22 protein-coding genes are annotated in these 24405 nt (G+C 71.4%); 11 read left to right on the top strand and 11 right to left on the bottom strand.

Annotated features, from left to right (window positions below):
- Positions 1-29 precede the first annotated feature (29 nt).
- Positions 30-911: a hypothetical protein gene (locus ACFO6V_RS06650; protein WP_377133483.1), complete on the top strand. Its 882-nt coding sequence runs from the start codon at positions 30-32 to the stop codon at positions 909-911.
- A gap of 98 nt (positions 912-1009) precedes the next feature.
- Positions 1010-1798, top strand: a complete 789-nt coding sequence (locus tag ACFO6V_RS06645) for a hypothetical protein (RefSeq protein ID WP_377133480.1) — start codon at positions 1010-1012, stop codon at positions 1796-1798.
- Here the strand turns inward: ACFO6V_RS06645 and ACFO6V_RS06640 are convergent.
- On the bottom strand, positions 1752-2495 hold the full coding sequence (locus ACFO6V_RS06640) for a class I SAM-dependent methyltransferase (RefSeq protein WP_377133478.1): 744 nt from the start codon (positions 2493-2495) through the stop codon (positions 1752-1754). The genes ACFO6V_RS06645 and ACFO6V_RS06640 overlap by 47 nt on opposite strands.
- 172 nt (positions 2496-2667) lie before the next feature.
- Between ACFO6V_RS06640 and ACFO6V_RS06635 the strand changes: the two genes are divergently transcribed.
- Positions 2668-3414, top strand: a complete 747-nt coding sequence (locus tag ACFO6V_RS06635; protein WP_377133476.1) for a metallophosphoesterase family protein — start codon at positions 2668-2670, stop codon at positions 3412-3414.
- A 39-nt stretch (positions 3415-3453) separates the two neighbouring features.
- Here ACFO6V_RS06635 and ACFO6V_RS06630 read toward each other — a convergent pair whose 3' ends face one another.
- The gene (locus tag ACFO6V_RS06630; protein WP_377133474.1) at positions 3454-4125 is read right to left on the bottom strand and encodes a class I SAM-dependent methyltransferase; all 672 of its coding nucleotides are present in this window, start codon (positions 4123-4125) and stop codon (positions 3454-3456) included.
- 360 nt (positions 4126-4485) lie between these two features.
- Between ACFO6V_RS06630 and ACFO6V_RS06625 the strand changes: the two genes are divergently transcribed.
- Complete coding sequence (locus ACFO6V_RS06625) at positions 4486-4716, top strand: excisionase family DNA-binding protein (RefSeq protein ID WP_357502358.1); 231 nt, start codon at positions 4486-4488, stop codon at positions 4714-4716.
- 170 nt (positions 4717-4886) lie between these two features.
- Here the strand turns inward: ACFO6V_RS06625 and ACFO6V_RS06620 are convergent, their stop codons facing one another.
- Positions 4887-5519, bottom strand: coding sequence for a metallophosphoesterase family protein (locus ACFO6V_RS06620; RefSeq protein ID WP_377133472.1), 633 nt, complete (start codon positions 5517-5519; stop codon positions 4887-4889).
- A gap of 73 nt (positions 5520-5592) precedes the next feature.
- The gene (locus tag ACFO6V_RS06615; protein WP_377133470.1) at positions 5593-7143 is read right to left on the bottom strand and encodes a hypothetical protein; all 1551 of its coding nucleotides are present in this window, start codon (positions 7141-7143) and stop codon (positions 5593-5595) included.
- Positions 7144-7245: 102 nt separating this feature from the next.
- Here ACFO6V_RS06615 and pdxR point away from each other — a divergent pair, with 102 nt between their 5' ends.
- The gene (pdxR, locus tag ACFO6V_RS06610; RefSeq protein WP_377133468.1) at positions 7246-8685 is read left to right on the top strand and encodes a MocR-like pyridoxine biosynthesis transcription factor PdxR; all 1440 of its coding nucleotides are present in this window, start codon (positions 7246-7248) and stop codon (positions 8683-8685) included.
- Here the strand turns inward: pdxR and ACFO6V_RS06605 are convergent.
- The 7 genes from ACFO6V_RS06605 to ACFO6V_RS06575 all read right to left on the bottom strand — a co-directional run bounded on the left by ACFO6V_RS06605 (position 8642) and on the right by ACFO6V_RS06575 (position 18553).
- Entirely contained in the window at positions 8642-9928 is a 1287-nt protein-coding gene (locus ACFO6V_RS06605) for an APC family permease (protein ID WP_377133466.1), read from the bottom strand. The two genes, pdxR and ACFO6V_RS06605, sit on opposite strands and share 44 nt — an antisense overlap.
- Before the next feature lie 91 nt (positions 9929-10019).
- The gene (locus ACFO6V_RS06600) at positions 10020-11789 is read right to left on the bottom strand and encodes a potassium channel family protein (RefSeq protein ID WP_377133464.1); all 1770 of its coding nucleotides are present in this window, start codon (positions 11787-11789) and stop codon (positions 10020-10022) included.
- Positions 11790-11873: 84 nt separating this feature from the next.
- A complete protein-coding gene (locus tag ACFO6V_RS06595) occupies positions 11874-14015 on the bottom strand; it encodes a 3-hydroxyacyl-CoA dehydrogenase NAD-binding domain-containing protein (RefSeq protein ID WP_377133462.1) in 2142 nt (713 codons plus the stop codon).
- A gap of 3 nt (positions 14016-14018) precedes the next feature.
- Positions 14019-15269 carry a thiolase family protein gene (locus ACFO6V_RS06590; RefSeq protein WP_377133460.1) on the bottom strand — a complete coding sequence of 417 codons (1251 nt, stop codon included), beginning with the start codon at positions 15267-15269 and terminating at the stop codon, positions 14019-14021.
- Between the two features lie 263 nt (positions 15270-15532).
- Positions 15533-16588 carry a lipid II:glycine glycyltransferase FemX gene (locus tag ACFO6V_RS06585; RefSeq protein WP_377133458.1) on the bottom strand — a complete coding sequence of 352 codons (1056 nt, stop codon included), beginning with the start codon at positions 16586-16588 and terminating at the stop codon, positions 15533-15535.
- Positions 16589-16598: 10 nt separating this feature from the next.
- Positions 16599-17888 (bottom strand): HRDC domain-containing protein, encoded by a 1290-nt coding sequence (locus ACFO6V_RS06580; protein WP_377133456.1) that lies wholly within the window; start codon positions 17886-17888, stop codon positions 16599-16601.
- Positions 17885-18553: a DUF3000 domain-containing protein gene (locus tag ACFO6V_RS06575; RefSeq protein ID WP_377133454.1), complete on the bottom strand. Its 669-nt coding sequence runs from the start codon at positions 18551-18553 to the stop codon at positions 17885-17887. The genes ACFO6V_RS06580 and ACFO6V_RS06575 overlap by 4 nt, the downstream gene beginning before the upstream one ends.
- Before the next feature lie 182 nt (positions 18554-18735).
- Here ACFO6V_RS06575 and gndA point away from each other — a divergent pair, with 182 nt between their 5' ends.
- From gndA to zapE, 6 genes are all read left to right on the top strand, one after another.
- A complete protein-coding gene (gndA, locus tag ACFO6V_RS06570; protein ID WP_377133451.1) occupies positions 18736-20172 on the top strand; it encodes an NADP-dependent phosphogluconate dehydrogenase in 1437 nt (478 codons plus the stop codon).
- Positions 20169-21473 (top strand): carboxylate--amine ligase, encoded by a 1305-nt coding sequence (locus ACFO6V_RS06565; protein ID WP_377133449.1) that lies wholly within the window; start codon positions 20169-20171, stop codon positions 21471-21473. Before gndA ends, ACFO6V_RS06565 begins: the two co-directional genes overlap by 4 nt.
- 195 nt (positions 21474-21668) lie before the next feature.
- Positions 21669-22130, top strand: coding sequence for a DUF805 domain-containing protein (locus tag ACFO6V_RS06560; protein WP_377133447.1), 462 nt, complete (start codon positions 21669-21671; stop codon positions 22128-22130).
- Between the two features lie 67 nt (positions 22131-22197).
- Positions 22198-22620, top strand: a complete 423-nt coding sequence (locus tag ACFO6V_RS06555; protein WP_377133445.1) for a DUF805 domain-containing protein — start codon at positions 22198-22200, stop codon at positions 22618-22620.
- Between the two features lie 14 nt (positions 22621-22634).
- Complete coding sequence (locus tag ACFO6V_RS06550; RefSeq protein WP_377133443.1) at positions 22635-23300, top strand: SDR family oxidoreductase; 666 nt, start codon at positions 22635-22637, stop codon at positions 23298-23300.
- Between the two features lie 53 nt (positions 23301-23353).
- Positions 23354-24400 (top strand): cell division protein ZapE, encoded by a 1047-nt coding sequence (zapE, locus tag ACFO6V_RS06545; protein ID WP_377133441.1) that lies wholly within the window; start codon positions 23354-23356, stop codon positions 24398-24400.
- The last annotated feature ends 5 nt before the right edge of the window (positions 24401-24405 follow it).

The raw sequence follows: 24405 nt of genomic DNA, 5'->3' as shown, positions 1-24405 counted from the left end.
CGTGTGCGCGAATCCTGGGGGTGGTCCAGATGCAGGGATGGGCTCGGGGGAGTCTCCTGGTCGTCGCGCTCGGCGCGACGTCGAACCTCGTTCTTACTTTCATTCCCGACGTGATGCCGCCCCGGGTGACGATCCCCATCATCTGGTGCACCGGCGTCGCGACGGTCGTCATAGCTGTCGTGTACCTGTTCGAGCAGACGATCGCCGTCCGGCAGCGGGTGGAGCGGGAGGCCGATCTCGAGCGGGCGCGGCTGCTGAACGAGCTGCGGCAGTACCGGGGGATCGAGTGGGTCAGCGCCGACCGCGAGCACCGGAACGCGTCGCTGGAGATCTGGAAGTCCGCGCGGCGCCAGGTGGTGGTCTTCGGGTTCGGCATGACGAGCGTCGCCCGCGACCCCAACCTGATCTGGGCGATGGTGAACCGCGGCGTGGACGTCGACGTCATCAAGGTCGACCCGCAATGGCTCGTGGACCAGCCCGCGATCGCCGCCACGATCGACGGGTACTACGACCGGGACGAGGCCTTCATCGGGCAGGTCCGGCAGGCGCACGAGCGGCTGGAAGGGCTTGCGCGCGAGATCAACGCCGAGGGCCGGGGGCAGCTGAACATCCACACCTACCGGACCACCGTCCAGTACAGCGGCTCGATCCGGGACCCCGGCACGCCGGAGGCCTCGGGCTACGTGGAGTTCCACCTCTACCGGAAGTCGATCGAGCGGCTCGGCATCGGCCTGACGCGGTACGACGACGAGGACGAGCTCAACCCGCCGATCCTGCACCACGTGCTGCACTCGCTCTCCCTGGCCGTCGGGCACCCGGTGCCGGCGGTACGCCGTCCGCGGGCGCTGGGGCGCGGGGACGAGGGGCTCGCGCTGGGCGAGGAGGACACGCGGCCGGGGACGGGATCGTGAGCAAAGTGGGTAAGCGGCTGACGCCCACCTCGAGGCCGGGAGGCCTCCGTCGTCCCTGGGCCGGCGGGGGCCTGCTCCTGGTCGTCCTCGGAGTGTGTGTGAACCTGCTGCTCACTTTTGCGCCCGACGTCGTCCCCGCATGGGTCGCCGGCGCCGTGGTCGTGTTCACCTCGGTAACACTGGTGCTGGTGGCAGGTGCGGTGCTGGCCCAGCGGCTCCGGTCGTCGCTGGACGCGGAGGCCGCGGCCGCGCGGGCGGAGGAGCTGGCGGAGACTGCCCGGCGTGAGCTGCGCGGGGTGGTCTCCGCAGGCAAGGAACGTCTCCGCGGAGCGGAGTTCTCCGAAGTTCTTCTCGGCGCGCGTCGACGGCTGATCGTTCACGGTGTCGGCATGACCAACATCTCGCGCGAGCGGGATCTGATCCGGACGGCAGCCGTCGGCGGGCTGGAGATCCATCTCGTGATGGTGGACCCACGGTGGCTCAGGCGGACCAGACGGATGCCCGCCGTGCTGGCGCGCTATTACGACGAACCGCAGCTGCTTGTCCGGGTCGAGAAGGCGTACCAGGACCTCACGATCATGGCTCGCGAGGTCAACGCCGAGTGCGGCGAGGTGCGGGTGCGCGTACACACCTACTGTGCGGTCTCTACGTTCGGCGCGACGATCGCGGAGCCGGGGACGTCCGACGCCAACGGCTTCGTGGAGTTCCACGTGACGGGGCGCCCGCCGCGTCGCATCCGGTTCGGCGTCCGACACTACCGGGACGGGCCGAGGGACAGGTCGGTCGTGTCGCAGATGGTCGACGCGATCTCCGACCTGTGCGGGTTCGACTTCTCGGCGCCTATCCCCGACCGTCCGGTGCCTCTCGACGTCGAGCAAGCACTGTGAGCCACGCTTTGCCACGCATGTCGGTCGTGGGCAGGTCAGTGATCAGAAATCTGTCTCCGGCGGCGTCCCGGATGAGGCTGAGGAAGTCTTCCTTCGGGTAGTGGCCCCGCCAGCGCTCCACATACGTTCCGTCGGCACCGGCCTTGCCCAGGTAGGCCTCCCGTCGACTGTCCTCGACGGTGGTCGAGAACAATGCTGTTCCACCGGAGGCAACGAGATCGAGAGCCCTCTTTACCACCTCATCGTCGACCGGCTTGGGGAAGAGATGAACGAAGGCGTTGGCAACGACCAGCTCGAACTGGCCCTCGAGTGCTACGAGCTCACCACGAGCGTCGCGGAATTTTCCGGTAAGGAACTCGCCCTCGAGGAACAGGGGCCCGTCGCGGTCGGGACGCCGGTTGCGGGCGAGCTCGATCATGCGAGGTGAGAAGTCGATCCCTGTCACTTCGTAGCCGTGCTCTGCCAGCAAGAACGCATGAGAGCCGTCAGCGCAGCCGATGTCGAGGGCACGGCCTGTCAGAGGCTTCCGTGAGTCGTTGAGCTGGCCGCTCAGCCATTCGGCGGCGTGTCTCATGCGCAACGGCGACGTCACCCGATAATCCTCGGCAAGGGCCTGGTAAGCCGCCAGGTTCACGTCCAGTACGGAGGCGAGGTCTGGCCTGAGTGCGATCGCTGCACTCGTTGTTGCGGCCGACATGCGGCTCCTTGCATGGGTCGGTTGAGGAACGGATCATTTGCCGCCGGGGTGATGCGGCCCTCGGATTTTGGCAGATCTAGCGCACACTTGCACGCCTGGGCGCAGAGGCGGGGAGCGGCGATTCGCGTCCAGACGCAGTGAAACCAGATCGCGATGTGGCACTATCCGGTGTGTGCCTTTGGAGAAAATTGCCCTGATCAGTGACGTGCACGGCAACCTCACCGCACTTGATGCGGTGCTCGACGACATCGAGTCGCGCGGTGTCGATCGGATCATCAACCTCGGTGACTTCGTGGGAAAGGGCCCACGAGGCGGCGAGGTCGTCGACCGGTGCGACAAGGTGTGCGACGTCAATATCCGGGGCAACTGGGACGACCACCTGCCCGTGTGGAGCGACGAGTCGGCGCCCGAGATGATCTGGTGGCGCGACGAGCTGCGCCAGGATCAGCGCGACTGGCTGCGGGCGCTCCCGATGAGCCACGACCTGTTGCTCAGCGGGCGGCACATCAGGCTGTTCCACGCGTCCGCGACCAGCCCGCACGTGCGGGTGCGCGCCAAGCACACGGCGGAGGAGTTCGCGGGGATGTTCGCCAACACGGCGATGACGGGAGGTGGCCCGGCGCCGTCCATGGTCGGCTACGGCGACATCCACGACGCCTTCGTCGAGGTGGAGCGAGGGCGCACCCTGTTCAACGTCGGGAGCGTGGGCAACCCGCTGGACGAGCCGGTTCCGAGCTACGCGATCCTGGAGGGGGCCGTCGACGAGCCGGGTCAGGCGCCGTTCGGGCTGCAGTTCGTCCGGGTGCCGTACGACATCGAGGCGGAGATCGAGGCCGCCGCACGACTCGGCATGCCGGCCCTTGAGCCTTATGCGGTCGAGCTCCGCACGGCGGTCTACCGCGGGTTCCAGGGGATGTGACCTGAGGGCTCGATCAGGAAGCCTGGTCAGGAGATCCGGTCAGGCGGGCCGGTCCACCACGACGTCGATCCAGAGCTTGCCGTCGGCGTCCGGGTCGACGACCACCCAGGGCCGGACCGGGACCTTGACCCCGTAGACGTCGCGGGCGGCCTCCCGCACGAGCCACATGAACGACTCGACCGTGTAGTGGTTCCGCCAGCGGTGGGCCGTCCGGCCGTCCGCGCCGGCCTTGATCTCCAGGCCCTGCCGGTCTGCGGCGTCCGCCGTCGTGGAGATCAGTGCGGTGCCGCCCGGCGTGACATGGCGGAGGACCTTGCGCACGGCGTCGTCGTCAGCCTCCGGCGGAAAGAGGTGGACGAAAGCGGTGGCGAGGACGAGGTCGAACCGTTCGCCGTCGAGCGGTGCCTCTGTGCCCCGGTCGTCGACGTATCGGCCCGCCAGGAACTCACCGTGCAACCACCGGGGCTTGTTCGGCACGGTCGGGTCGTCCGAGAGCTCGCGGGCCGCGGCGATCATGGGTGCCGAGAAGTCGACGCCGGTGACCGCGTAGCCGAGTGCGGACAGGACCCGCGAGTGGGTTCCGTCGGCGCAGCCGATGTCCAGTGCCGTCGGATGTGCCGGGGCGGTTATCTGCGGAAGGCGCTGCGTCAGCCATTTCTTGGCGTTTTCTTGACGCACCCCGGTTGTGCCCTTGTAGGTACCGGCGAGCATGTCATAGGCGGCACGATTGATCTCAAGAATCCATTGAAGATCGGGAGAAGTGCCGCTGTCGGCCGGAATCAGTGCGGACACTGCGGACGGCGCGGCCATCCATCCCCCTTGCGCGCGATGGATCGTTCCGATCCGCCAGTTGACCAGGAAAACCGTCGGACCCATTCGGGCCGGCGGAATGGCGCTTATCGTGTCACACCTTGCGCTGGCGCGCGTTCACTGGCGCGGACGCCGGCACGGCTGCGGGTGGGAGCAATTGCCGCGAGCCCGGCTCTCAGGGAGAAAAGAATCATCATCGAATATCGAAACTCGCACCGATTCGACTGGACTCCGGCCACCTGAGCGCGCAAGACTAGCGGTGTGAACGAAATCACATTGGAAGCAGAAGTCAACCGACCGCACCAGGATCTGACGACGCTCGAAGCCGCGCGTCTGCTGGGAGTGTCGAAGCTGCACGTCATCGACCTTCTCGAGGCAGGTGAGATCGATTACCACATGGTCGGCAGCGACCTGATGTTCAACGCAGCGGAGATCGCGTCCTACAAGTCGGACCGCGAGCACCGCGACTCGGAGTCCCTCGTATCCGCATGACCCCCGCGCGGCGGCCGGCGCCCTGGCGCTTCCGCTGATGCAGCGGGTGCGCCTCGCACACCGGCGACGCCGCGCACCCTGACGCCTGAGCGCACGTTCATCACCTTCAGAACGTGCGCTCTTGTCGTACCGGGGCCGCTCGTCACGCCGAGCGCGTCGCACCGAGCCCGTCACGCCCAGCTCAGCGGCTGCAGGTCCTCCGCGCCCTCGGTCAGCAGGCCGGCGACGGTCTCGGCAGGCACAGGTCGCCCGCCCCACGCGTCGACGCCGACGTTGATCTGCCTGCCGCGCCGGCGCCAGGTGTCGTGCACGTGGCCGTGCACCACCCAGGCGCCCTGGTCCGCCGGCCGGTACTCGACGAACCGGTCCTCGCCGTGCGAGTCGCCCGCGTACGGGAAGTGCGACAGCACGACGCTGTGCCCGCCCACGGTGACCGGCTCCGGCCGGTCGTGGATCTCGGCGAAGCCCGCGTCCAGGTACCGCTGCCTCTCCTTGGCCCGACGCCGTTCGCGCGCCTCCGGGTTGCCTTTGCGCAGCGGGCGGTCACCCTCCCAGCAACGGTCGTGGTTCCCGGGCACCAGGAGCTTGCGCCCCGCCAGCCGGCCGATGTGGGTGAGCGACTCGTCGAGCGCACCGAGGGCGACGTCGCCGAGCACCCACACGGTGTCGTCGTCGGTGACCGTCTCGTTCCAGAGCTGGACGAGCCGGGAGTTCATCGCGCCGACGCCGGGGAACGGGCGGTCGCAGAACCGGATGATGTTCAGGTGCCCGAAGTGCTGGTCGGACGTGAAGTACGTAGTCATGTCGGGACGTATTCAACAGGCTCCCGTGCCGCCGAGGAAGGGAATTCGGCGGCACGGGGAACGCGTCCTGTGCTCAGGATTTGTGGCTCCACGTGCAGAACCCGCTGTCGGCGGTGAAGTTCTCCTTGCCGAGGTTCCCGTCCTCCCAGTCGTAGATGACGCCGTCGTGCCGGGTAGCCGTGATGTAGTCGCCCGCCGGGATGGTCACGGTCTCGCTCGGGACCGTGAGCGAGTAGCCGACGCACTCCGGCTGGTCGCCCTTCGCGTAGTACTTGCAGTCGTCGCACGCCTCGATGGTGATGACGCCGGTGGCCGGTCCGGTGTAGACGATCTCCATCTGCTCCGGGCTGTAGTTGTGGACCGTCAGGGTGACAGTTCCCTCTGGCTCCTTGAGCGAAGGCAGCTTCACGCCCGCCTCCGGGTCCCGCAGTGCGATGCCCGTGGCGATCTGGAGGCGTCCGGCGTACCCGGCCTCCTTCGCCCTGGGATACGCGTCGAGGATCGCGGCCAGGTTGGCTTGCGCGTCGAGGTGGTCCTTGGCCTTGAACTGTCGCACCGCGCACTTGAGCAGTCCGGCCGGCACCTTGGTCCGGGCCTCGTCGGCCAGGGCGCTGACCTTGCCGGAGTCGAAGCCGGCCAGGAAGCTCGCCGAGTCCCTCGCCGCGACCGTCCCGGTGCAGCCACCCTTGCTCGCCAGCTGCTTGATCACGCCGTCTCGCCACTCCGCCAGGTCGTCGGGCAGGGCCGCCGCCGGATCGCTGGACGGGTGGTCGGTCATCAGCTCGGCCAGCGGCTCCTTCGCGTCGCGGAGCTCACCTTCCTCGATGAGCTCCATGCCGCAGCCGTGCAGCGCGCCGGACAGCTCGCCCTCCGCGACCGCCTGCAGCGGGCCGCCGGTCCCGGGTTCGGCGAAGTGCCGCACCGCGGTGAGCGCGTTGCACTCCTTGTCGCCCTTGGCCTGCGCGTACAGGTCGTCGATCAGCCCGGGGACCCGATCGGCGGCCCGCGTGCCGGGGTGCTCCTCCGCCGTCTGCAGATATGTCGTGTACGCGGTGTCGTAGGTCTTCCGGAACGCGCCGAAGGCCGTGCCCGCGGAGTCCAGGCTCGCCTCCGCCTGGGCCAGGTCGTGCGCGAGGTGCTGCTCCAGCACCTCGTGCTGCGTCACCACGTAGGCGGCGCCCAGGAGGGGAACGATCGCGAGCGTGGCCCACGCGGTCCGGCGGGCGGCGCGCGGCGTCCAGACGGTGCGCTGCGGCGTCTCGCGGCGCGCCCGGCGCCGGGCGAGGAGCGCTGCGTCCAGCGCGAACAGGCCGAGCGCGCCGAGGTAGCCGAGTGCCCACCAGACGGCGATCGGCTCGCGCCCGATCGGCAGCGCGACCCAGACCAGACCTGCCGTCGCGGCCAGCGCCACGACCAGGCGGAGCCACGCGCGCAGGTGCAGGTAGCCGAGACCGAGCCCGCTCAGGTTGAGCAGGGCGGCGGTCAGGGGGCGGGCCGACGGGCGAGGGACGCCGTCGGCGTCCGGGGGCGTCGCGGGCGGCTCCGGAGCCTCGCCCGTGGCGTCGGTGGGCGCTGCGGCGGGCTCCTCGGGGAGGATCGCCGTCGGCGCGGGTTCAGTGCTCATGAGCCGCGATGCTAGGTGCCCCGTCTGTCCCGAATTGGCGAAAAGGGGCGGTTGAGTCGGGTGAATTGCCCCGATGAGTCCGAACCGTAATGAGCGGCTGTCATGTCCGCCGGAATGGGCGATGATCGGCGGGTGGACCTCGCCGTCGATCTGAGCCAGCGCACCGGTCGCACCGATGCGATCTACCGCGCGCTGCACGCGGCGCTGACCGCCGGCCGGATCCCCGCGGGGGAGCGGCTGCCCTCGACCCGGGACCTGGCCCGGGACCTCGGCGTCTCGCGCGCGAGCGTCGCGGAAGCCTACGAGCGGCTCGTCGCCGAGGGGTTCCTGGAGACGCGGCCCGGATCAGGCACGTTCGCGACCGCCGCGGCGGGCGACAACCCACGCGTGCGGCACCGTGCGGCGGGCGCCCTGCGCCCCCGGGCCGGCTGGCGCTGGGCCCCGCACGCCACGAGCGGCGACGCGCCAGTGCCCGCGCACGACTTCCGGGTGGGCATCCCCGACGCGAGCATCTTCCCGTTCGACACCTGGCGCCGCCTGCTCGCGGCCGAGTCGCGGTCCGGCGGACCGGCCGGGGGCGCGTACTCCGCCCCGGCGGGCCTGCCCCGGTTCCGGGAGGCGGTCGCCCGCTACGTGGCCGGTTCGCGGGGGGTGCACGCCGAGCCCGGTGACGTCATCGCGACGACCGGCGCGCAGCAGGCCCTCGACCTGGTGGCGCGGGTGCTGCTCGAACCGGGGGACGTCGTCGCCATGGAGGACCCTGGCTACCCCGAGGCGCGCGAGCTCTTCGCACTGCACGGCGTCCGGGTGGTGCCGGTGCCGGTCGACGCCGAGGGGCTCGTCGTGGACGACATCCCGCCCCGGGCCCGCCTGGTCTACACCACTCCGTCGCACCAGTTCCCGCTCGGGATGCCGCTGTCGCTGGCCCGGCGCCGTGCCCTGCTGGCGCACGCGGCACGCCACGGGACGGCGGTGATCGAGGACGACTACGACAGCGAGTTCCGCCGCGCCCGCCGTCCGCTGGAGTCGTTGCAGGCCCTCGACCGCGACGGGCGTGTCGTCTACGTCGGCACCTTCTCGAAGTCGCTGCTGCCGGGCCTGCGCGTCGGTTACCTGGTGGCGCCCCCGTCACTGCGCGACGCGCTGCTCGCGGCCCGGCAGCTCACCGACGGCCACGGCGCCGTGCACGTGCAGGCGGCGCTCGCGCGCTTCATCGACGACGGGCTGCTCGCCCGGCACGTCCGGAAGGCCTCCGCGCACTACACCGAGCGGCACGAGATCCTGCTGGACGCGCTGGCGGGCCTGCCCGTGGAGCCGGTGCCGTCGGCGGCGGGCCTGCACGTCGCCGCCTACCTGTCCGCCGACGCTCCGCTGGGTTCGCAGGAGCTCGTGGCCCGTGCCCGACGGCGGTCGGTCGCCCTGGACTCCCTCGCCGCCTACGCGGTGGGTCCCCACCGCGACGGGGTGGTGCTCGGGATCGGCGGTGCGGTCACGGGCACTATCCGGCCAGGTATCCGGGTTCTGGAGCAGCTGCTGGCGTGACGGCGGCCGCGGCGCGCGCCCGCCGCCGTCGCCACGTCGCCCAGGCCAGCCCGCCCAGCGCGGCGAGCACCGGGCCGGTCATGTGCGGTCCGGTCATCACGAGGAGCCCGAGCGCGGCCACCAGCGACACCGCCGCGCACCACCAGGCCGCGCCCCGGCGCGGCAGGAGCCGCAGCGCCGCGGCGGTGCCCACCACGTAGAGCAGGGAGAACGTGGCGGTCGCCATGAGGAGGATCGCGTCGGTGGACTGGTGCAGGGCGGCGAGCAGCGCCGTCGTGCCGAGGGCGACCGCCGTGATGAGCGCCAGCGAGCGGCGGGGCGTGCGGCCCGGCGCGGACGCGAGCCACGCCGGGAGCGCGCCGTCGCGGGCCAGCGCCGCGCCCATCCGGCTGCCGCCCGCGAAGTAGACGTTGATGGCTCCGACGGTCAGCAGCACGGCCAGCACCGTGGTGACGGGCCGGGCGCTCTCGCCGAACCCGAGCACCAGCAGGTCCGAGAGCGGTGCGGGACCGGGCGTCGGCCCCAGCACCGCCACCGTCGCGAACGCGACACCCAGGTACAGCACGCCCACTGCCGCCACTGCGATGGCGGTGGCCCGGGGAATGTCCCTGGCGGGGTTGCGGTACTCGGCGGACAGCGAGCCGAGGATCTCCCAGCCCGCGAACGCCCAGACCAGCAGGGCCGCGGCGGAGCCGACGGCGCCCCAGCCGTGCGGGGCGAACGGCGTGAGGTGCGCCGGCTGCGCGTGCGGCAGGGCCACGACCACCGCGACGGCCAGCAGGAGCGCGACCACCCCCGCGATGACGAGCTGTGCCGTGCCGGACACCCGCAGGTCGAACCAGTTCATCACCGCGCACACCGCGATGATGGCGACGGTGGTGACCAGTGCGGTCCCCGTGCCGCCGCCGGTGGCGTCCGCGACGTAGGCCCCGGCGAAGCCCGCCGCGGCGGGTGCGCCCACGGGGATCGTCGCGTAGAACGCCCAGCCGACCATGGTGGACGCCCGCTCGCCGAACGCGAGGCGGGCATAGGTGGCCACGCCGCCGCCGTCGGGGTGGCGCGCGCCGAGCGCGGCGAAGGTCGTGGCGAGCGGGATGGACAGGAGCACGAGGGCCGCCCACGCGACCAGGGACGCCGGGCCCGCCACGCCGGCGGCCAGGGCGGGCAGGGAGATGACGCCGGTGCCGAGCATCGCGCCGAGGGTGAGTGCGGCGCCCTGGGGGACGCTGAGTCCGTTCTGCATGGCCCGAGGCTATGCGCCAGGTGGACCGCCGAACGGGCCGGTTCTCGGCTGATCGTTCAGGCCAGTTGTCGCTGTTCTCACACTGTGCGGCTCACACCGTGCGCGCCGGGAGCTGCGGTGCGGTCGCCAGGTCGCGCAGACGACGCAGGCCCGCCGTGGTCGCGATGACGACCAGCGTGTCGTCGGCGTGCAGGTACCACCCCTCCGACGGCTCGATCATGCGGCCGCCACCCCCGCTCGCCTGCGGCTTCGTGCGGATGGCGAGCAGGCGGCTCCGCACGACGCCCTCGGCGTCCTCCTCCTCGCCGTCGAGATCGACGTCGTCGGGATGCATGCGGGCGAGCCGGCTGCCCTCCATGATCACTATCTCGGCGAGCACCAGCACCCGGTCACGGTACGGGATGGTCGCCTTGACCTCCTGGCCGATCATCGACGCGGCGAACCACGGCGCGGCGAGGAACGAGGAGCTGAGCCCCACGGAGTCGGGGATCTCGCGGCGGATGCGCCGCGACAGGTCCTTGTCGTACACGCGCAGGACCGTGCGCAGCGGCGTCGGTGCGTCCTCCGGCCGCGGGATGGAGCGTGCTGAGAAGCCGATGCCGATGGTCGTCGCGCCGCCGCTCGTGACCACCACTATCGCCTGGGCGGTGTCGACGTACGCGGAACGCAGGGTCGCCGCCCGGCGTGCGTCGCCGATGACCACGGGCACGTCCCTGGCGCGGGCCACCGCGATACCGCGCGCCGACTCGTCGATGTCGACGGCGACCACGGGCACACCACGACGGTCCAGGGACCTGACGATGCGGGTGCCGAGGTCACCGAGCCCGACGACGACCACGTGGTCGGACATCGCGTGCAGCGGAGAACCGGCGTCGAGCAGGCGCTGGGTCCGCACGACGCCGTCGACCACCACACCGGTGACCCACGGGATGACGGCGACGCTCACTATCGTCAGGACCACCTGGGTGGCCTTGACGACAGGGTTGGCGTCGTGGTCGGGGTCGCTGCCCGCCAGCGCCGGCAGCACCGCCTCGTACAGCGCGCCGAAGAAGGACGAGCCGGTCGCGAGCTGGATGGTCGTCGCACCGACGAGGACGACCACGAGAAGGACCCCGGCAGCGAGCAGCAGGTTCCAGCCCGACGTGATCGCCAGGGTGCGCAGGTACTCGCCGAACCGGCGCCGCCGGTGCGGGTCCACCTCGTCCTCGTCCGGTTCGAGGTCGGCCTTCAGCTCGGGCAGGACGTCGTGCCCGCCGGCGTCCGCCAGGAGCACCTTCGGGGCGAGCCCGGCCAGCTCCTCGTCGTTCGGGAGCGCCGTGACGGTGCCGTCCTCGTTCGTCGCGAACAGGACCATGCGGGTGGGCAGGGACGTCTCCTCGTCCGACACGGTGACGAGGCGGCGATGCTGCACCGGGAGGCGGACCTGCCGGCGCAGCGCCGCGGCGACGATCTCGGGCGCCGCGAACGCCGACGCCGAGAGCACCGTGCAGCGGTCGCGCTGCAGGTGCCGCCCGAGCGACTCGTCGAAGATCCGGACCACCACGTGCAGTGCGGGCCAGGCCTCGCGGAGCAGGAGGGCCAGGGCGACGTTGCCGCCGTCGTCCTGGTCCACGAGCGCGGCGGCGTGAGCACGGTCCGCGCCGGCCGCCGTCAGGACCTTCTCGTCGACCCGGTCGGTCTCCACGAGGTCCACCCGGTCGAGGGCCGCCATCTCCTGGGCGTACCGGGACGAACGGTCGGGTACGACCACCGTCACGGTGCCCCTGTAGCGCGTGCTGAGCGCTCTGGTCAGGCGAAACGCGAGCGGACCGTCGCCCACCACCACGTAGTGCGCGTGCGTTCCCGGACCGACGTCTGTCATGGTCGCAGAGCGTAGCGGGGCCCTCCGACAACGACGCACGAAAGTGTGCGCGGTCGTCGGAGGGCCCGGATGCGGCTCTCAGTGTCAGGCGGGGACGTTCGCCACGCCGTCGGGCAGGAACCGCTTGCCCAGGACCTTCTCGCTGTAGCCGGTGCGGTCCAGGTACGGCGTGATGCCGCCCGTGTGGAAGCCCCAGCCGGCGCCGAGGATCATCGCGAGGTCGATCTGCTGCGGGCCGTGCACGACGCCCTCGTCCAGCATCAGGCCGATCTCGGTGGTCAGCGCCGTGAGCACCTGGTCGAGCACGCCGTCGGCGTCGAGCACGTTCTGGCCGTGCCGACCGGGCTCGCCCGGCGTCAGCGCCTCGCCGAAGTACTCCTGGATGGCCGGGTTGACCGGCTTGGGCAGACCCTTGGGGCCGTCCAGCACCACGCGGGTGCCGTCCTCGACGATCTTGGCCAGGCCGGCCGACGCCGGGATGCGGTCGCCGAGGTTCTCCCGCAGCGACGTCAGCACGTGCTGCGCGACGGCGGGGCCCACCAGGTCGGTCAGCTCGAACGTCGGCATCGGGAAGCCGAGCGGGGCGAGCGCGCGGTCCGCGAGCTCGACGGGGGTTCCGCCCTCGATCGCGTCCAGGACCTGGCCCATCACGAGCAGCAGCAGGCGGTTCACGATGAAGCCCGGGCGGTCGGCCGACATGATCGCCGTCTTGCGGAGCTTCTTGGAGATGGCGAACGCCGTGGCGAGGGCATCGTCCGAGGTGCGCTCGGCGTTGATCACCTCGACCAGCGGCATCTGGGCCACCGGGTTGAAGAAGTGGATGCCGACCACGCGCTCCGGGTGCTGCAGGTCCGCCGCCATCTCGGTGACGGACAGCGCGGAGGTGTTGGTCGCCAGCACCGTCTCGGGGGAGATGACGCCCTCCAGCTCGGCGAACACCTTCTTCTTGAGCCCCATCACCTCGGTGACGGCCTCGATCACGAAGTCGCACGAGGCGAACTCGCCGATGTCGGTGGTGCCGGACACCGAGGCGACGATGCGCTGCGCGGCGTCGGGCGAAAGGCGCCCGCGGCCGGCGAGCTTCTCCGCCGTCTCGCGGACGAAGGACAGGCCCTTGTCCACGCGCTCCTGGTCCAGGTCGCGCATGACCACCGGCACGCCGAGGCGCTGCGCGAACAGGAACGCCATCTGGGCGGCCATCAGACCGGCGCCCACGACGCCGACCTTGGTGACCGGCCTGGCGAGCTTGGGGTCGGGGGCGCCCTGGGGCTTCTTGCCGCCGCCCACGAGGTTGAACGCGTAGATGCTGGCGCGCATCTCGTCGGACATGATCAGGTCCGCCAGCGCCTGGTCCTCGGCCGCGAAGGCCTCGGCCTTGGTGGCGTTCCGGGCCCCGGCGATCAGCTCCAGCGCGCGGTGCGGCGCGGGACGTGAGGTGCCGACGACGGCGTCGAGCTGGGCCTTGGCAGCGGCGACGACGCCGTCCCACACCGGCTGCGGGTCGAGCTCGCGACGGGGCACCTCGACCTCACCGGTGACGACCTTGGCCGCCCAGATGATGGACTGCTCCAGGAAGTCGGCGGCCTCGAACAGCTCGTCGACCAGGCCGATCTTGAGGGCTTCGGCGGGCTTGTACGGCTTGTTCGCCGCCGGCCGCGTGAGGATGACCTCGATCGCCTTCTCGACGCCGATCAGGCGAGGGACGAGGTAGGCGCCACCCCAGCCGGGGATGAGGCCGATGCCGGTCTCGGGCAGGCCGAGCGCAGCAGCGTCGGAGGCCACCGTGCGGTAGTCGCAGTTCAGCGCGACCTCGAGGCCGCCGCCCAGCGCGAGGCCGTTGACGAATGCGAAGGTCGGCACGCCGGTGGCCTCGCGCAGGTCGCCGAGGATCGTGTACGCGGCGTGGCCCATGCGGCCCAGCTCGACGGCCTCGGCGTGGTCGTGCACCGACGTGATGCCCTTGAGGTCGGCGCCCGCGGCGACGAAGTAGGGCTTGCCGGTCACGCCGACGGCGACGATCTCGCCGGCCTCGGCACGGGTGCGGACGACCTCGAGCGCGGCCTTGAGCTCGGCCATGCCGGCCGGGCCGAACGTGTTCGGCTTGGTGTGGTCCAGGCCGTTGTCGAGCGTGACCAGCGCGAGGACGCCGGCGCCGCCGGGCAGCCGCACGTCCCGGACCAGCGAGTGGGTGACGCGCTCCGCGGGAGCGTTGGGGGTCTCAGGCACTGGTCAGTTCTCCTCGTCCGTGTGGCCGGAGTAGTCGGCGTGGTGGGGGTTCTCCCAGATGACGCTGCCGCCCTGGCCCAGGCCCACGCACATGGCGGTGAGGCCGTACCGGACCTCGGGGTGCTGCTCGAACTGGCGGGCGAGCTGCGTCATCAGGCGGACGCCGGAGCTGGCCAGGGGGTGGCCCATGGCGAGGGCGCCGCCGTACTGGTTGACCCGGGCGTCGTCGTCGGCGATGCCGTAGTGGTCCAGGAAGGAGAGCACCTGCACCGCGAACGCCTCGTTCAGCTCGAACAGGCCGATGTCGTCGATCGTCAGGCCTGCGGACTTCAGGGCCTTGTCGGTCGAGGGCACCGGGCCGTAGCCCATGATCTCCGGCGGCACGCCGGCGTAGCCGTACGACACCAGGCGCATCTTCGCGGGCAGGCCCAGCTCGGCGGCGACGTCGCCGGAGGCGAGGATGGCAGCGGTCGCGCCGTCGGTCAGCGGGGACGACGTCGCGGGGGTGACCCGGCCGCCCGCGCGGAACGGCGTCTTGAGGCCCTGGATGGACTCGAAGGTCGTCTCGGGGCGGGGCAGCTCGTCGGTGGTGGCCAGGCCCCAGCCCTGCTCGGTGGACCGGGTCGCGACCGGCACCAGGTCGGGCTCGATGTTGCCGTTGGCCACGGCCTTGGCGTACTTGGCCTGCGACTCGACGGCGAACCGGTCGGCGCGCTCCTTGGTCAGCTGCGGGAACTTGTCGTGCAGGTTCTCCGCGGTGACGCCCATGTTCAGGGACTGCGGGTCGACGAGCTTCTCGGCCACGAACCGGGGGTTGACGTCGGCGTCGAAGCCCATCGGGTGGCGGCCCATGTGCTCGACGCCGCCCGCGATGACGACGTCGGCGGCGCCCATGGCGATGCCCGCTGCCGTGGTCGTGGCGGCCGTCATCGCACCGGCGCACATGCGGTCGATGGCGTAGCCCGGCACGGACTGGGGGAGACCGGCGAGCATGCCTACCGTGCGGCCGAGCGTGAGCCCCTGGTCGCCCTGCTGGGTGGTGGCGGCGATGGCCACCTCGTCGATCCGCTCCGGGGGGAGCTCGGGGTGGCGCCGCAGCAGCTCGCGCACCACCTTCACGATCAGGTCGTCGGCACGCGTCTCTGCGTAGATGCCGTCGGGCTTGGCCTTGCCGAAGGGTGTGCGGGCGCCGTCGACGAAGACGACGTCGCGTACGCCGCGGCGAGCACGCGGTGTTTCCGGGGCTGCGGTCATCAGCAGAACTCCTGGGGGTTTTCGGGACGGCGACGTCCGGTGAGCGACGCCGCTGGATCGAGATACACGCTACCGCGAGTACCGGTAAAAAGCACGTAAGAAGTGAGACGGAGTCCGGGTGAGTGTGAAACTGAGTCTCCCCGCGCGACTGACGAAGTAGAGCGCCTGTCCGAGTCTCCCTGGTGTCACTCAGGGAGACTCGGACAGGCGCTCTACTTCGTCAGTCGCGCGGGGAGGGTGGGGAGGTGGGGCGGGGCGAGTGGTCAGCCGTTGCCGCGGAGCTTGCGTACTACCTTTTTCGCCGTCGGGAGGGCGGTGTTCCAGGTGGTGTACAAGCGCGAGAACGCGACGTCGATCGAGCCGACCAGCTCGTCGGTGTGCTTGGCGAAGCTCTTCTTGAAGTCGCTGATGCCGTCGTTGAGCAGGCCGTTCATGTCGTACCGCACGAGGCCCTGCTCGCGGGCGATCTCGATGGTGCGCCAGTAGGTCGGCGCGGTGGCCGTGGCCTTGCGGCCGGCGTCGGTTCCGCCGCCGTACAGCAGGAACGAGGTGCTCGCGGAGTTGACGCACCACGCGAAGCACGCCGGTACGTCGTCGACGTAGGTGGCCACCAGCACCGACTTGTCGCCGAGCGACCGGTTGATGTCGAGGTAGTACTCGTCGGAGTGGATCGCGAAGCCCGCACGCTCGGCGGTCTCCTTGTAGACGTCGAGCACGCGCAGCACCTCCGCGTCCTCCGTCACCCGGCGGATGTCGAGGCCCAGCCGGGCGCCCTTGCGGATCTCGTACCGCGTGGACTTGCGCATGTCGCCGAGCAGCTCGTCGGCGGGCCGGGTGAGGTCCAGGATCAGTGTGCTCGGGATCAGGATGTGGTTCGACGCCTGGCGCCGTCCCGCCAGGTCCAGCTGCGTGCCCGCGGGCCAGTCCGGCTCGATGGTGATGCCGACGCCGCCCACGTTCTCGCGCGCCCACTCCACCACTGTGTTGGTCACGGCGTTGCGCGTCGCAGTGTCGCCGACGCCGAAGACCGCCTGCGCCGTCTCGCCGTCGTGGTGCGCCACGACCGGCCCGCGCGGCACGTACGACAGTGCCTTGAACTGGGCCGGCAGCGGCCGCACGAGCAGCTGCGCCAGGCCGACGGTGGTGCCGTCCTCGGTCACCCGGAGCCGGTGCGCGCGCCAGTTGCCGGCCGCCTTCACCTCGCCCCATCCCCACAGCTGGAGCGGGTGCCCGCCGAGGGCGAGCACCTCGCGGTCCCAGGTCGAAGGTTCGGTGACTACGTCGACGGCGAGCGTGATGGGCTCCGACAGGGCTGGCATGGGGACGACTCTACTGGGGCGGGGGTGACGCTTTCACACCCGGTTCGCGTGCCGCGTCGGCGAACGCCCGCTCCAGGGCGCCCGCGAGCAGCCTGAGCTGCCACTCGCGTGCCCCACGGCCGCGCAGGAACTCGGCGATGCCCGCGGCGTCGGCGGGTACCGGTGGCGTCCAGCACAGGCGGCGCAGCGCGTCGGGCTGCAGCAGGTTCTCGACCGGGACGTTCAGCTCCTCGGACAACGCGGTCACGAGCTCGCGCGCCGCCGTGAGGCGGCGGGCAGCGGTGGTGTCCCGGTCACCCCAGGTGCGCGGCGGCGGCGGACCGTCGGAACGCGGCCCGCGCACCGAGGGCAGCGCCGACTCGGGCAGGGCGCGCGCCTCGTCGATCGCCTTCTGCCAGTAGGCGGCCCGGCGCTTGGTGCCCTTGCCCGCGAACTCCGGCAGGGCGACGAGCTGGCCGGCGGTCTTCGGCATCGCCTTCGCCGCCGCGACGATCGCCCGGTCGGGCAGGACCCGGCCCGGCGAGATGTCGCGCGCCTGGGCGCTCGCGTCCCGCGCGATCCACATCGCCCGGACGGCGGCGACCTGGCGCGGGTTGCGCAGCACGTGCATGCCGGAGGTACGGCGCCAGGGATCGACCCGCGGCGGCGGCGGGGGAGCGGTGCGCACCGCCTCGAACTCCTGGGCAGCCCACTCGGTCTTGCCGGCGGCCTCGAGCCGTTCGGCGAGGCGGTCGCGCAGCTCGACGAGCACCTCGACGTCGAGCGCGGCGTACCGCAGCCAGTCCTCCGGCAGGGGGCGCGTGGACCAGTCGACCGCCGAGTGCTCCTTGGCCAGACCGAGGCCCAGCACCTCCGCGACGACGGCGGCGAGCCCCACGCGCTCCATGCCGAGCAGGCGCGCGGCGAGCTCGGTGTCGAAGACCCGGGCGGGGCGCAGCCCGTGCTCGGCGAACCCCGGGAGGTCCTGCGAGGCGGCGTGCAGGACGAACTCGGCGTCGCCGACGGCCTCGCCGAGCGGCGAGAGGTCGGGGACGCCGACCGGGTCGATCAGCGCGGTGCCCGCACCCTCCCGCCGTACCTGGACGAGGTAGGTGGCCTGGCCGTACCGGTACCCGGAGGCGCGCTCGGCGTCGGCGGCTACCGGCCCGGAGCCCGCGGCGAACGCCTCGACGACCCGTGCGAAAGCGCCCTGTGTGGCCACCACGTCCGGCAGCCCGTCAGCGGGCTCGGTCAGTGGGGTAACAGGTGCCGGCACGGGCGTCGATGTCTCCGCAGGGAGTCCTCGCTCCGTGGTGGTCATGGACCTACCGTATGGCGTTGCTTGGATCGGTCGGTAAAACGCCTGGTGAGCGTGGCGACGCCCTCGGGGAGCGGGGGCACCCCTGCGGCCATGGTGAGCAGCGTCGCCCACGCGCTCAGATGGGTGCCGAGCCGGGTGTCGAGCGGTGTCCACGACGCGCGGATCTCGAGGTCGACGGCGTCGGGAGTGCCCTCCAGTGCGCCGTAGCTGTGCGAGAGCACGCGGGTGACCGTGCCGCCCTCGGCCACCGTGTCCGTGCCGCGGACGAGCCCTGCGGACTCCAGGGCCTCGCCCACCCAGGACCAGGCGACGTCGGCCAGCATGGGGTCCGCCGCCATCTCTGGCTCCAGCGAGGCACGCACGAGGGTCACCACGCGGAACGTGCCGTGCCAGGCCTCCTGGCCCGCCGGGTCGTGCAGCACGACGAAGCGGCCGGTGGCCAGCGGTTCCTCGGAGTGGTCGTGGTCGTCGGAACGGTCCCGGGCGGCCGGTCCCGGCGGGGCGCCGGGCAGCACGTCGCCCGAGAGCGCGACGCTGAACGGGGCCACCCGGCGCGGGGCCGGGATCTCCGTGAGGCGCACCTCTGAGCGCAAGGCCTGACGCCGCAGGTCGGCGAGAGCCGCTGCGAAGTCGACGGGGACGCCGGTGGGCGGGCCGCTGGTCACCACTTCACGGTACGTCCGTGCCGCAATCTCCACGCGGAGGCGCGCGGCGGTCGCCGGAACGTGATCTGCCCGCCCGGCGGACGGCGCGGCGCTACCGGGACCCCTGACCACTAGGCTGGACGCGGGTCACGGCACGTCACGCACGCACGCCGGCCCGTACCCACTTCTTAAGGAGCAAGAACGTGTCAGGCACAGCACAGATCGGCGTCACCGGGCTGGCGGTGATGGGTCGCAACCTCGCGCGGAACTTCGCACGTCACGGCTACACGGTGGCGGTCCACAACCGCTCGTACGCCAAGACCGAGTCTCTGGTGGCGGAGCACGGCAGCGACGGTGAGTTCGTGCCGAGCGAGACGCTCGCCGACTTCGTCGCGTCGCTCGAGCGCCCGCGCAAGGTAGTCATCATGGTCAAGGCCGGCGGTCCCACGGACGCCGTCATCGACGAGCTGGTGCCCCTCCTGGAGGAGGGCGACATAGTGGTCGACGCCGGCAACGCGCACTTCCCGGACACGATCCGGCGCGAGGCGGCCCTCAAGGAGCACGGCCTGCACTTCGTGGGCACCGGTGTGTCCGGCGGCGAGGAGGGCGCGCTGAACGGCCCGTCGATCATGCCGGGCGGCACGCCCGAGTCGTACGCGTCGCTCGGCCCGATCCTGGAGGACATCTCCGCGAAGGTGGACGGCGTTCCCTGCTGCACCTACGTGGGCTCCGACGGCGCGGGCCACTTCGTCAAGATGGTGCACAACGGCATCGAGTACGCCGACATGCAGCTGATCGCCGAGGCGTACGACCTGCTGCGCCAGGGCCTGGGTGCTTCAGCCGCCGAGATCGGCCAGATCTTCGCGCAGTGGAACACGGGCGACCTGGAGTCGTTCCTCATCGAGATCACCGCCGACGTCCTGCAGCACGTGGACGCCGAGACCGGCAAGGCGTTCGTCGACATCGTCCTGGACCAGGCCGAGCAGAAGGGCACCGGCCGCTGGACGGTGCAGAACGGCCTGGACCTGGGCGTGCCCATCACGGGCATCGCCGAGGCCACCTTCGCCCGCGCGCTGTCGGGCTCCGTGCCGCAGCGCACCGCCGGTCTCGCGTCGCTCCCCGCGCACACGCAGGAGTGGGAGGTCAAGGACCGCGACGCGTTCATCGAGGACGTCCGCCAGGCCCTGTACGCCTCCAAGGTCGTCGCCTACTCGCAGGGCTTCGACCAGATCGCGGCGGCCGCCGCCGAGTACGACTGGGCGATCGACCGTGGCGCCATGGCCCGCATCTGGCGTGGCGGCTGCATCATCCGCGCCCGGTTCCTCAACCGGATCACCGAGGCCTACGAGCGCGACGCGGACCTGCCGCTGCTGCTCGCCGACCCGTACTTCACCGACGCCGTCGCGAGCGGTCTGCCCGCCTGGCGCCGCGTGGTGGCCGGTGCGGCGCAGAACGGCGTGCCGACGCCCGCCTTCTCCTCCTCGCTCGCGTACTACGACGGCGTCCGCGCCGAGCGGCTGCCCGCCGCGCTCGTGCAGGCGCAGCGCGACTTCTTCGGCGCGCACACCTACAAGCGGGTCGACCGCGAGGGCACGTTCCACACCGAGTGGTCCGGCGACCGCACGGAGGCTGACGCGTGAGGGGTTTCCCCGCGGACAAGGGGCTCGTAGGCGGCGGCGGGGAGGTTCCCGTCCCGGACCTGATGGTGGTGGGGATCGGCGGCGACGTCGGCATGTACGCCCTGGCGCGCGCGTTCCACGAGCAGTACGGCACCCACTCCGTGGTGCTGTCGAAGGTCGCCACGCGTGCCATGCAGGACTCGGCGATCGTCGACAACGTGGTGGTGCCGCACATCGACTCCGTTGACGTGCTCCTCTCGACGCTCGAGGGCCTGGCGCAGCAGCACCGGGACAAGGTGCTGGTCCTGCTGACCAACGCAGACTGGCACGTGCGCACGCTCATCATCCACCGGGAGCGCCTGGAGGCCGCCGGCTACGTGCTGGCGTACCCGTCGCTGCCGGTCCTGGAGCAGGTGAGCAGCAAGGAGGGCTTCGCGCAGGTCTGCGACCAGCTCGGCATCCCGACGCCGCGCACGGTGGCGGTCGACGTCGCCAAGCTCGTGGCCGACGGCGGCCGTGCCGCGGTGCCCGCCCTCGAGGTGGACCTGCAGTACCCCGTGGTGGGCAAGCCGTCCAACAGTGCCGAGTGGTACTACGTGGACTTCCCCGGCAAGAAGAAGATCCACCACATCGACTCCCGCGCGGAGCTCGACGTGATCCTGGGTCACCTCGCCGACGCGAAGTTCCCCGGCACGTTCCTGGTGCAGGAGTTCATCCCGGGCGACGAGACGCAGATGCGGTCGCTGACCGCCTACCGCGACACGTCGGGCGAGGTGACGCTCCTGGCGACCGGCCGGGTGCTCCTGGAGGAGCACACGCCCGGCACGCTGGGCATCCCGGCGGCCATCCTGGTGGAGGCGTACGACGACGCCATGGAGGCGGCCACCCGGTTCCTCGACGCGACGAGCTACGTGGGGTTCGCGAACTTCGACTACAAGCTGGACCCGCGCACGGGCCAGCACGTGTACTTCGAGGTGAACCCCCGCATCGGGCGGAACAACTACTACGTCACCGCGGGCGGGGCCAACGTGGCCCGCGTGCTCGTGGAGGACTGGGTGCTGCACCGGCCGATCCGCCCCGTGCGGGCCGTGCGCGACGTGCTCTACACCGTGGTGCCGTTCGGCCTGCTGTCCAAGTACGTCCTCGACCCGGAGCTCAAGACCCGGATCAAGGCGCTCAAGGCCAGTGGCGACGTGATCAACCCCCTGAAGTACGACCGTGACTCCGGCCTCAAGCGCCGGCTCATCGTCGAGGCGATCACGCAGAACTACCGCCGCAAGTACGCGCAGTACTACCCGGAGCCGACGGCGACGGGGTACTGACCCTCGCGCGGCGCTCGCCCCGACATGTCAGAAGCCCAGGTCACTCCGGTGACCTGGGCTTCTGACATGTCGGGGCGAGCGCCCATGGGTAGTTCTGCCCGAAGTTAAGCCTTGCGCACTGTGTGGCTGATCGGGACACTGTGTGCGCACTTGCCGGATATTTCTGGCATAAATCGTGAGAGAGGTTTCACCCCGATGTCGTTCATCGAGTCCATCAAGACCGTGCTGTCCAACTACGCGGTCTTCAACGGGCGCGCGAGGCGTTCCGAGTACTGGTGGTACGCCCTGGCTGTCACGATCGTCTCGACGATCCTGTTCGTGATCCTCGTCGCACCGGGCTACGGCGCCTACCTGACGTCCCTCGCGGAGTACTCGACGGCCGGCGACCCCGCCGCGCCGGTCCCGACGATGCCCGGCTCCCTGGTGGCGGGCTACGCGATCATGTCGATCTTCAACCTGGCGCTCCTCCTGCCGGGCCTCGGCGTCACCGTCCGGCGTCTGCACGACACGGACCGCTCCGGGTTCTGGATCTTCTTCGCCCTGGTGCCGATCGTCGGCCCGATCATGCTGATCGTGTGGGAAGCGACCGCCGGTACCCCGGGCCCGAACCAGTTCGGCCCGGACCCCAAGGCCGTGGCGCAGCCCACCGCCGCCTGATCCTCGCGGCCCCGCCCGCGCAGGGCGGACCGACCCACCACAACGAACCGGGAAGACCCCACAGCACATGTCCTTGATCGACTCCGTCCGAACCTGCCTGCGCAAGTACGGCACCTTCACCGGCCGTGCCCGAGCAGCCGAGTACTGGCTCTTCTACCTCGCGCTGGCGATCGTGAACGTGGTCATCTTCGTGGCGCTCCTGCTCCCCGCGCTGATCACCATGGACCCGGTGACGCAGGAGCCGGGCGTGCTCGGGATGATCGGCTCGACGCTCCTCGCGATCGTCATGCTCGGGACGCTCGTGCCGCTGCTCGCGGCAGCCGTCCGGCGTCTGCACGACACCGGGAAGTCCGGCTGGTTCTACCTGCTGTGCCTGGTCCCGTTCGTCGGGGGCATCATCCTCATCGTGCTGCTCGCCCTTCCGGGTGAGCCCGGCCCCAACCGCTTCGGCCCGGACCCGAAGGCCGTGCCGCAGCTGGTCGCGGCCTGACCTAGCCTGAGCTGATGAACAGTTCACGCCCCGTCCTCGTCGTCGGGGCGAGCGGATTCGTCGGCAGCCGGGTCGCACGCGCCCTGGCTGCCGACGGCCGCGCGGTGCTCGCCGTCGCGCGGCACGCACTTCCCGAGCGGGTCACCGTCCAGCCCAGCGTGATCCCCGTGCTCGCCGCGGACCCTGTCGCCCAGGCGGACGCCGTCCGCGAGGCCTGCGCCCGGGCCGGTGTCCCGCTGCCCGGCGCGGTGGTCGCGTCGATCGGCGGCTGGCAGAAGGGTCCGGACCTGCTCGACCTGGACCCGGCCGAGTGGTCCGCCACGCTGGCGTCCCACCTCACGGCACACCTCGACGCCGCACGCGCGCTCGCGCCGCTGCTCGGACCGGGCGACCCGTACGTGGTGCTCAACGGCGCGGCGTCGCGCGAGGCCATGGCAGGCTCTGGCGCCGTCAGCGTCACCGGAGCCGGTCTGGCGATGCTGGTCCAGGTGCTGCGCCTGGAGGCCCAGCGGGCCGACGCCTCCCCGCCCGTCCGCTTCCACGAGCTCGTCATCGACCACGCCGTCGCGGGCGACGACCGCAACGAGGACCCGGCCCAGACCAGGGCCCCCGCCCAGGTGGTGCGGGCCCTCGGCGAGCTGCTGGACGACCCCGGCGCACCCGCCGTCCTGCACGTGTGACGTTGCTCTCGCGACACGCCCCACGTGCCGCGACGCCGGTAATCTCTTGCTTCGTGACAACCACCGCCACCGTCCACAGCCAGACCGCGACGACCGCCCTGTGCGCCGTCCGACCGCAGGTCCCTGTCGACAGGCTCGTCACCGATCTCGTGCCGCCGCGGCACTTCGCGGACGCCCGGTTCACGACCTACCGCGCCAACCCGGCACACCCCAGCCAGGGCCGCGCCCTCGCCCGGCTCCAGGAGATCGCCGCGGAGATCACCGCCCCCCGGCGCGGCCTGTTCAGCCGCCGCAAGGCGGCGCCGGCGGTCTACCTCGACGGCGGCTTCGGCGTCGGCAAGACCCACCTGCTCACGTCGCTCGCCCACGCAGTCGGCGAGGCGCTCGGCGCCGACAAGGCCGCCTACGGCACCTTCGTCGAGTACACCAACCTCGTCGGGGCGCTCGGCTTCCTCCCCACCGTCGAGGCACTGGCGACCAAGAAGCTGGTCTGCATCGACGAGTTCGAGCTCGACGACGCCGGCGACACCACCATCATGTCCCGCCTCATGCGCGAGCTCGCGGACCGCGGCGTGGCGCTCGCCGCGACGTCGAACACGCTGCCCGACGCGCTCGGCGAGGGCCGTTTCGCCGCCCAGGACTTCCAGCGCGAGATCAAGGCGCTCTCCGACCGCTTCGAGACCCTGCGGGTCGACGGCCCGGACTACCGCCACCGCGAGGTCGTCACCGACTCCGAGCCGCTGACCGGGGCAGAGGTCGTCGCCGCGGCGGACCGGCCGGGCGGCACGCTCGACGCGTTCGACGACCTGCTGGCGCACCTCGCGACGGTGCACCCCAGCCGGTACGGCGCGCTGCTGGACGGCGTCTCGGTCGTCGCGCTGACCGGTGTGCACCCCGTGACGGCGCAGGAGGTGGCGCTGCGCCTCGTGGTGCTCGTGGACCGCCTCTACGACCGGGACGTGCCCGTGCTGCTCGGTGGGTCGGCGGACACCCGCGGCCTGTTCACCGAGGAGATGCTCGCCGGCGGGTACCGCAAGAAGTACTACCGGGCGCTGTCCCGGCTGGGCGCGCTGGCCGAAGAGGGCCGCAAGCTGCTCTGACGCCT

This window comes from Promicromonospora alba, from assembly GCF_042654905.1.
Taxonomy (GTDB): Bacteria; Actinomycetota; Actinomycetes; order Actinomycetales; family Cellulomonadaceae; genus Promicromonospora; species Promicromonospora alba.
The sequence above is the reverse complement of the archived record's forward strand: the minus strand, read 5'-3'. Positions and strand labels throughout refer to the sequence as shown.

Excerpts from the sequence above, each read along its gene's own strand:
- ACFO6V_RS06650 (WP_377133483.1), top strand. The coding sequence starts at position 30 with ATGCAGGGATGGGCTCGGGGGAGTCTCCTGGTCGTCGCGCTCGGCGCG.
- ACFO6V_RS06640 (WP_377133478.1), bottom strand. The coding sequence starts at position 2,495 with ATGTCGGCCGCAACAACGAGTGCAGCGATCGCACTCAGGCCAGACCTC.
- ACFO6V_RS06630 (WP_377133474.1), bottom strand. The coding sequence starts at position 4,125 with ATGCTCGCCGGTACCTACAAGGGCACAACCGGGGTGCGTCAAGAAAAC.
- ACFO6V_RS06620 (WP_377133472.1), bottom strand. The coding sequence starts at position 5,519 with ATGACTACGTACTTCACGTCCGACCAGCACTTCGGGCACCTGAACATC.
- ACFO6V_RS06615 (WP_377133470.1), bottom strand. The coding sequence starts at position 7,143 with ATGAGCACTGAACCCGCGCCGACGGCGATCCTCCCCGAGGAGCCCGCC.
- pdxR (WP_377133468.1), top strand. The coding sequence starts at position 7,246 with ATGTCCGCCGGAATGGGCGATGATCGGCGGGTGGACCTCGCCGTCGAT.
- ACFO6V_RS06605 (WP_377133466.1), bottom strand. The coding sequence starts at position 9,928 with ATGCAGAACGGACTCAGCGTCCCCCAGGGCGCCGCACTCACCCTCGGC.
- ACFO6V_RS06600 (WP_377133464.1), bottom strand. The coding sequence starts at position 11,789 with ATGACAGACGTCGGTCCGGGAACGCACGCGCACTACGTGGTGGTGGGC.
- ACFO6V_RS06590 (WP_377133460.1), bottom strand. The coding sequence starts at position 15,269 with ATGACCGCAGCCCCGGAAACACCGCGTGCTCGCCGCGGCGTACGCGAC.
- ACFO6V_RS06585 (WP_377133458.1), bottom strand. The coding sequence starts at position 16,588 with ATGCCAGCCCTGTCGGAGCCCATCACGCTCGCCGTCGACGTAGTCACC.
- ACFO6V_RS06580 (WP_377133456.1), bottom strand. The coding sequence starts at position 17,888 with ATGACCACCACGGAGCGAGGACTCCCTGCGGAGACATCGACGCCCGTG.
- ACFO6V_RS06560 (WP_377133447.1), top strand. The coding sequence starts at position 21,669 with ATGTCGTTCATCGAGTCCATCAAGACCGTGCTGTCCAACTACGCGGTC.
- ACFO6V_RS06555 (WP_377133445.1), top strand. The coding sequence starts at position 22,198 with ATGTCCTTGATCGACTCCGTCCGAACCTGCCTGCGCAAGTACGGCACC.
- ACFO6V_RS06550 (WP_377133443.1), top strand. The coding sequence starts at position 22,635 with ATGAACAGTTCACGCCCCGTCCTCGTCGTCGGGGCGAGCGGATTCGTC.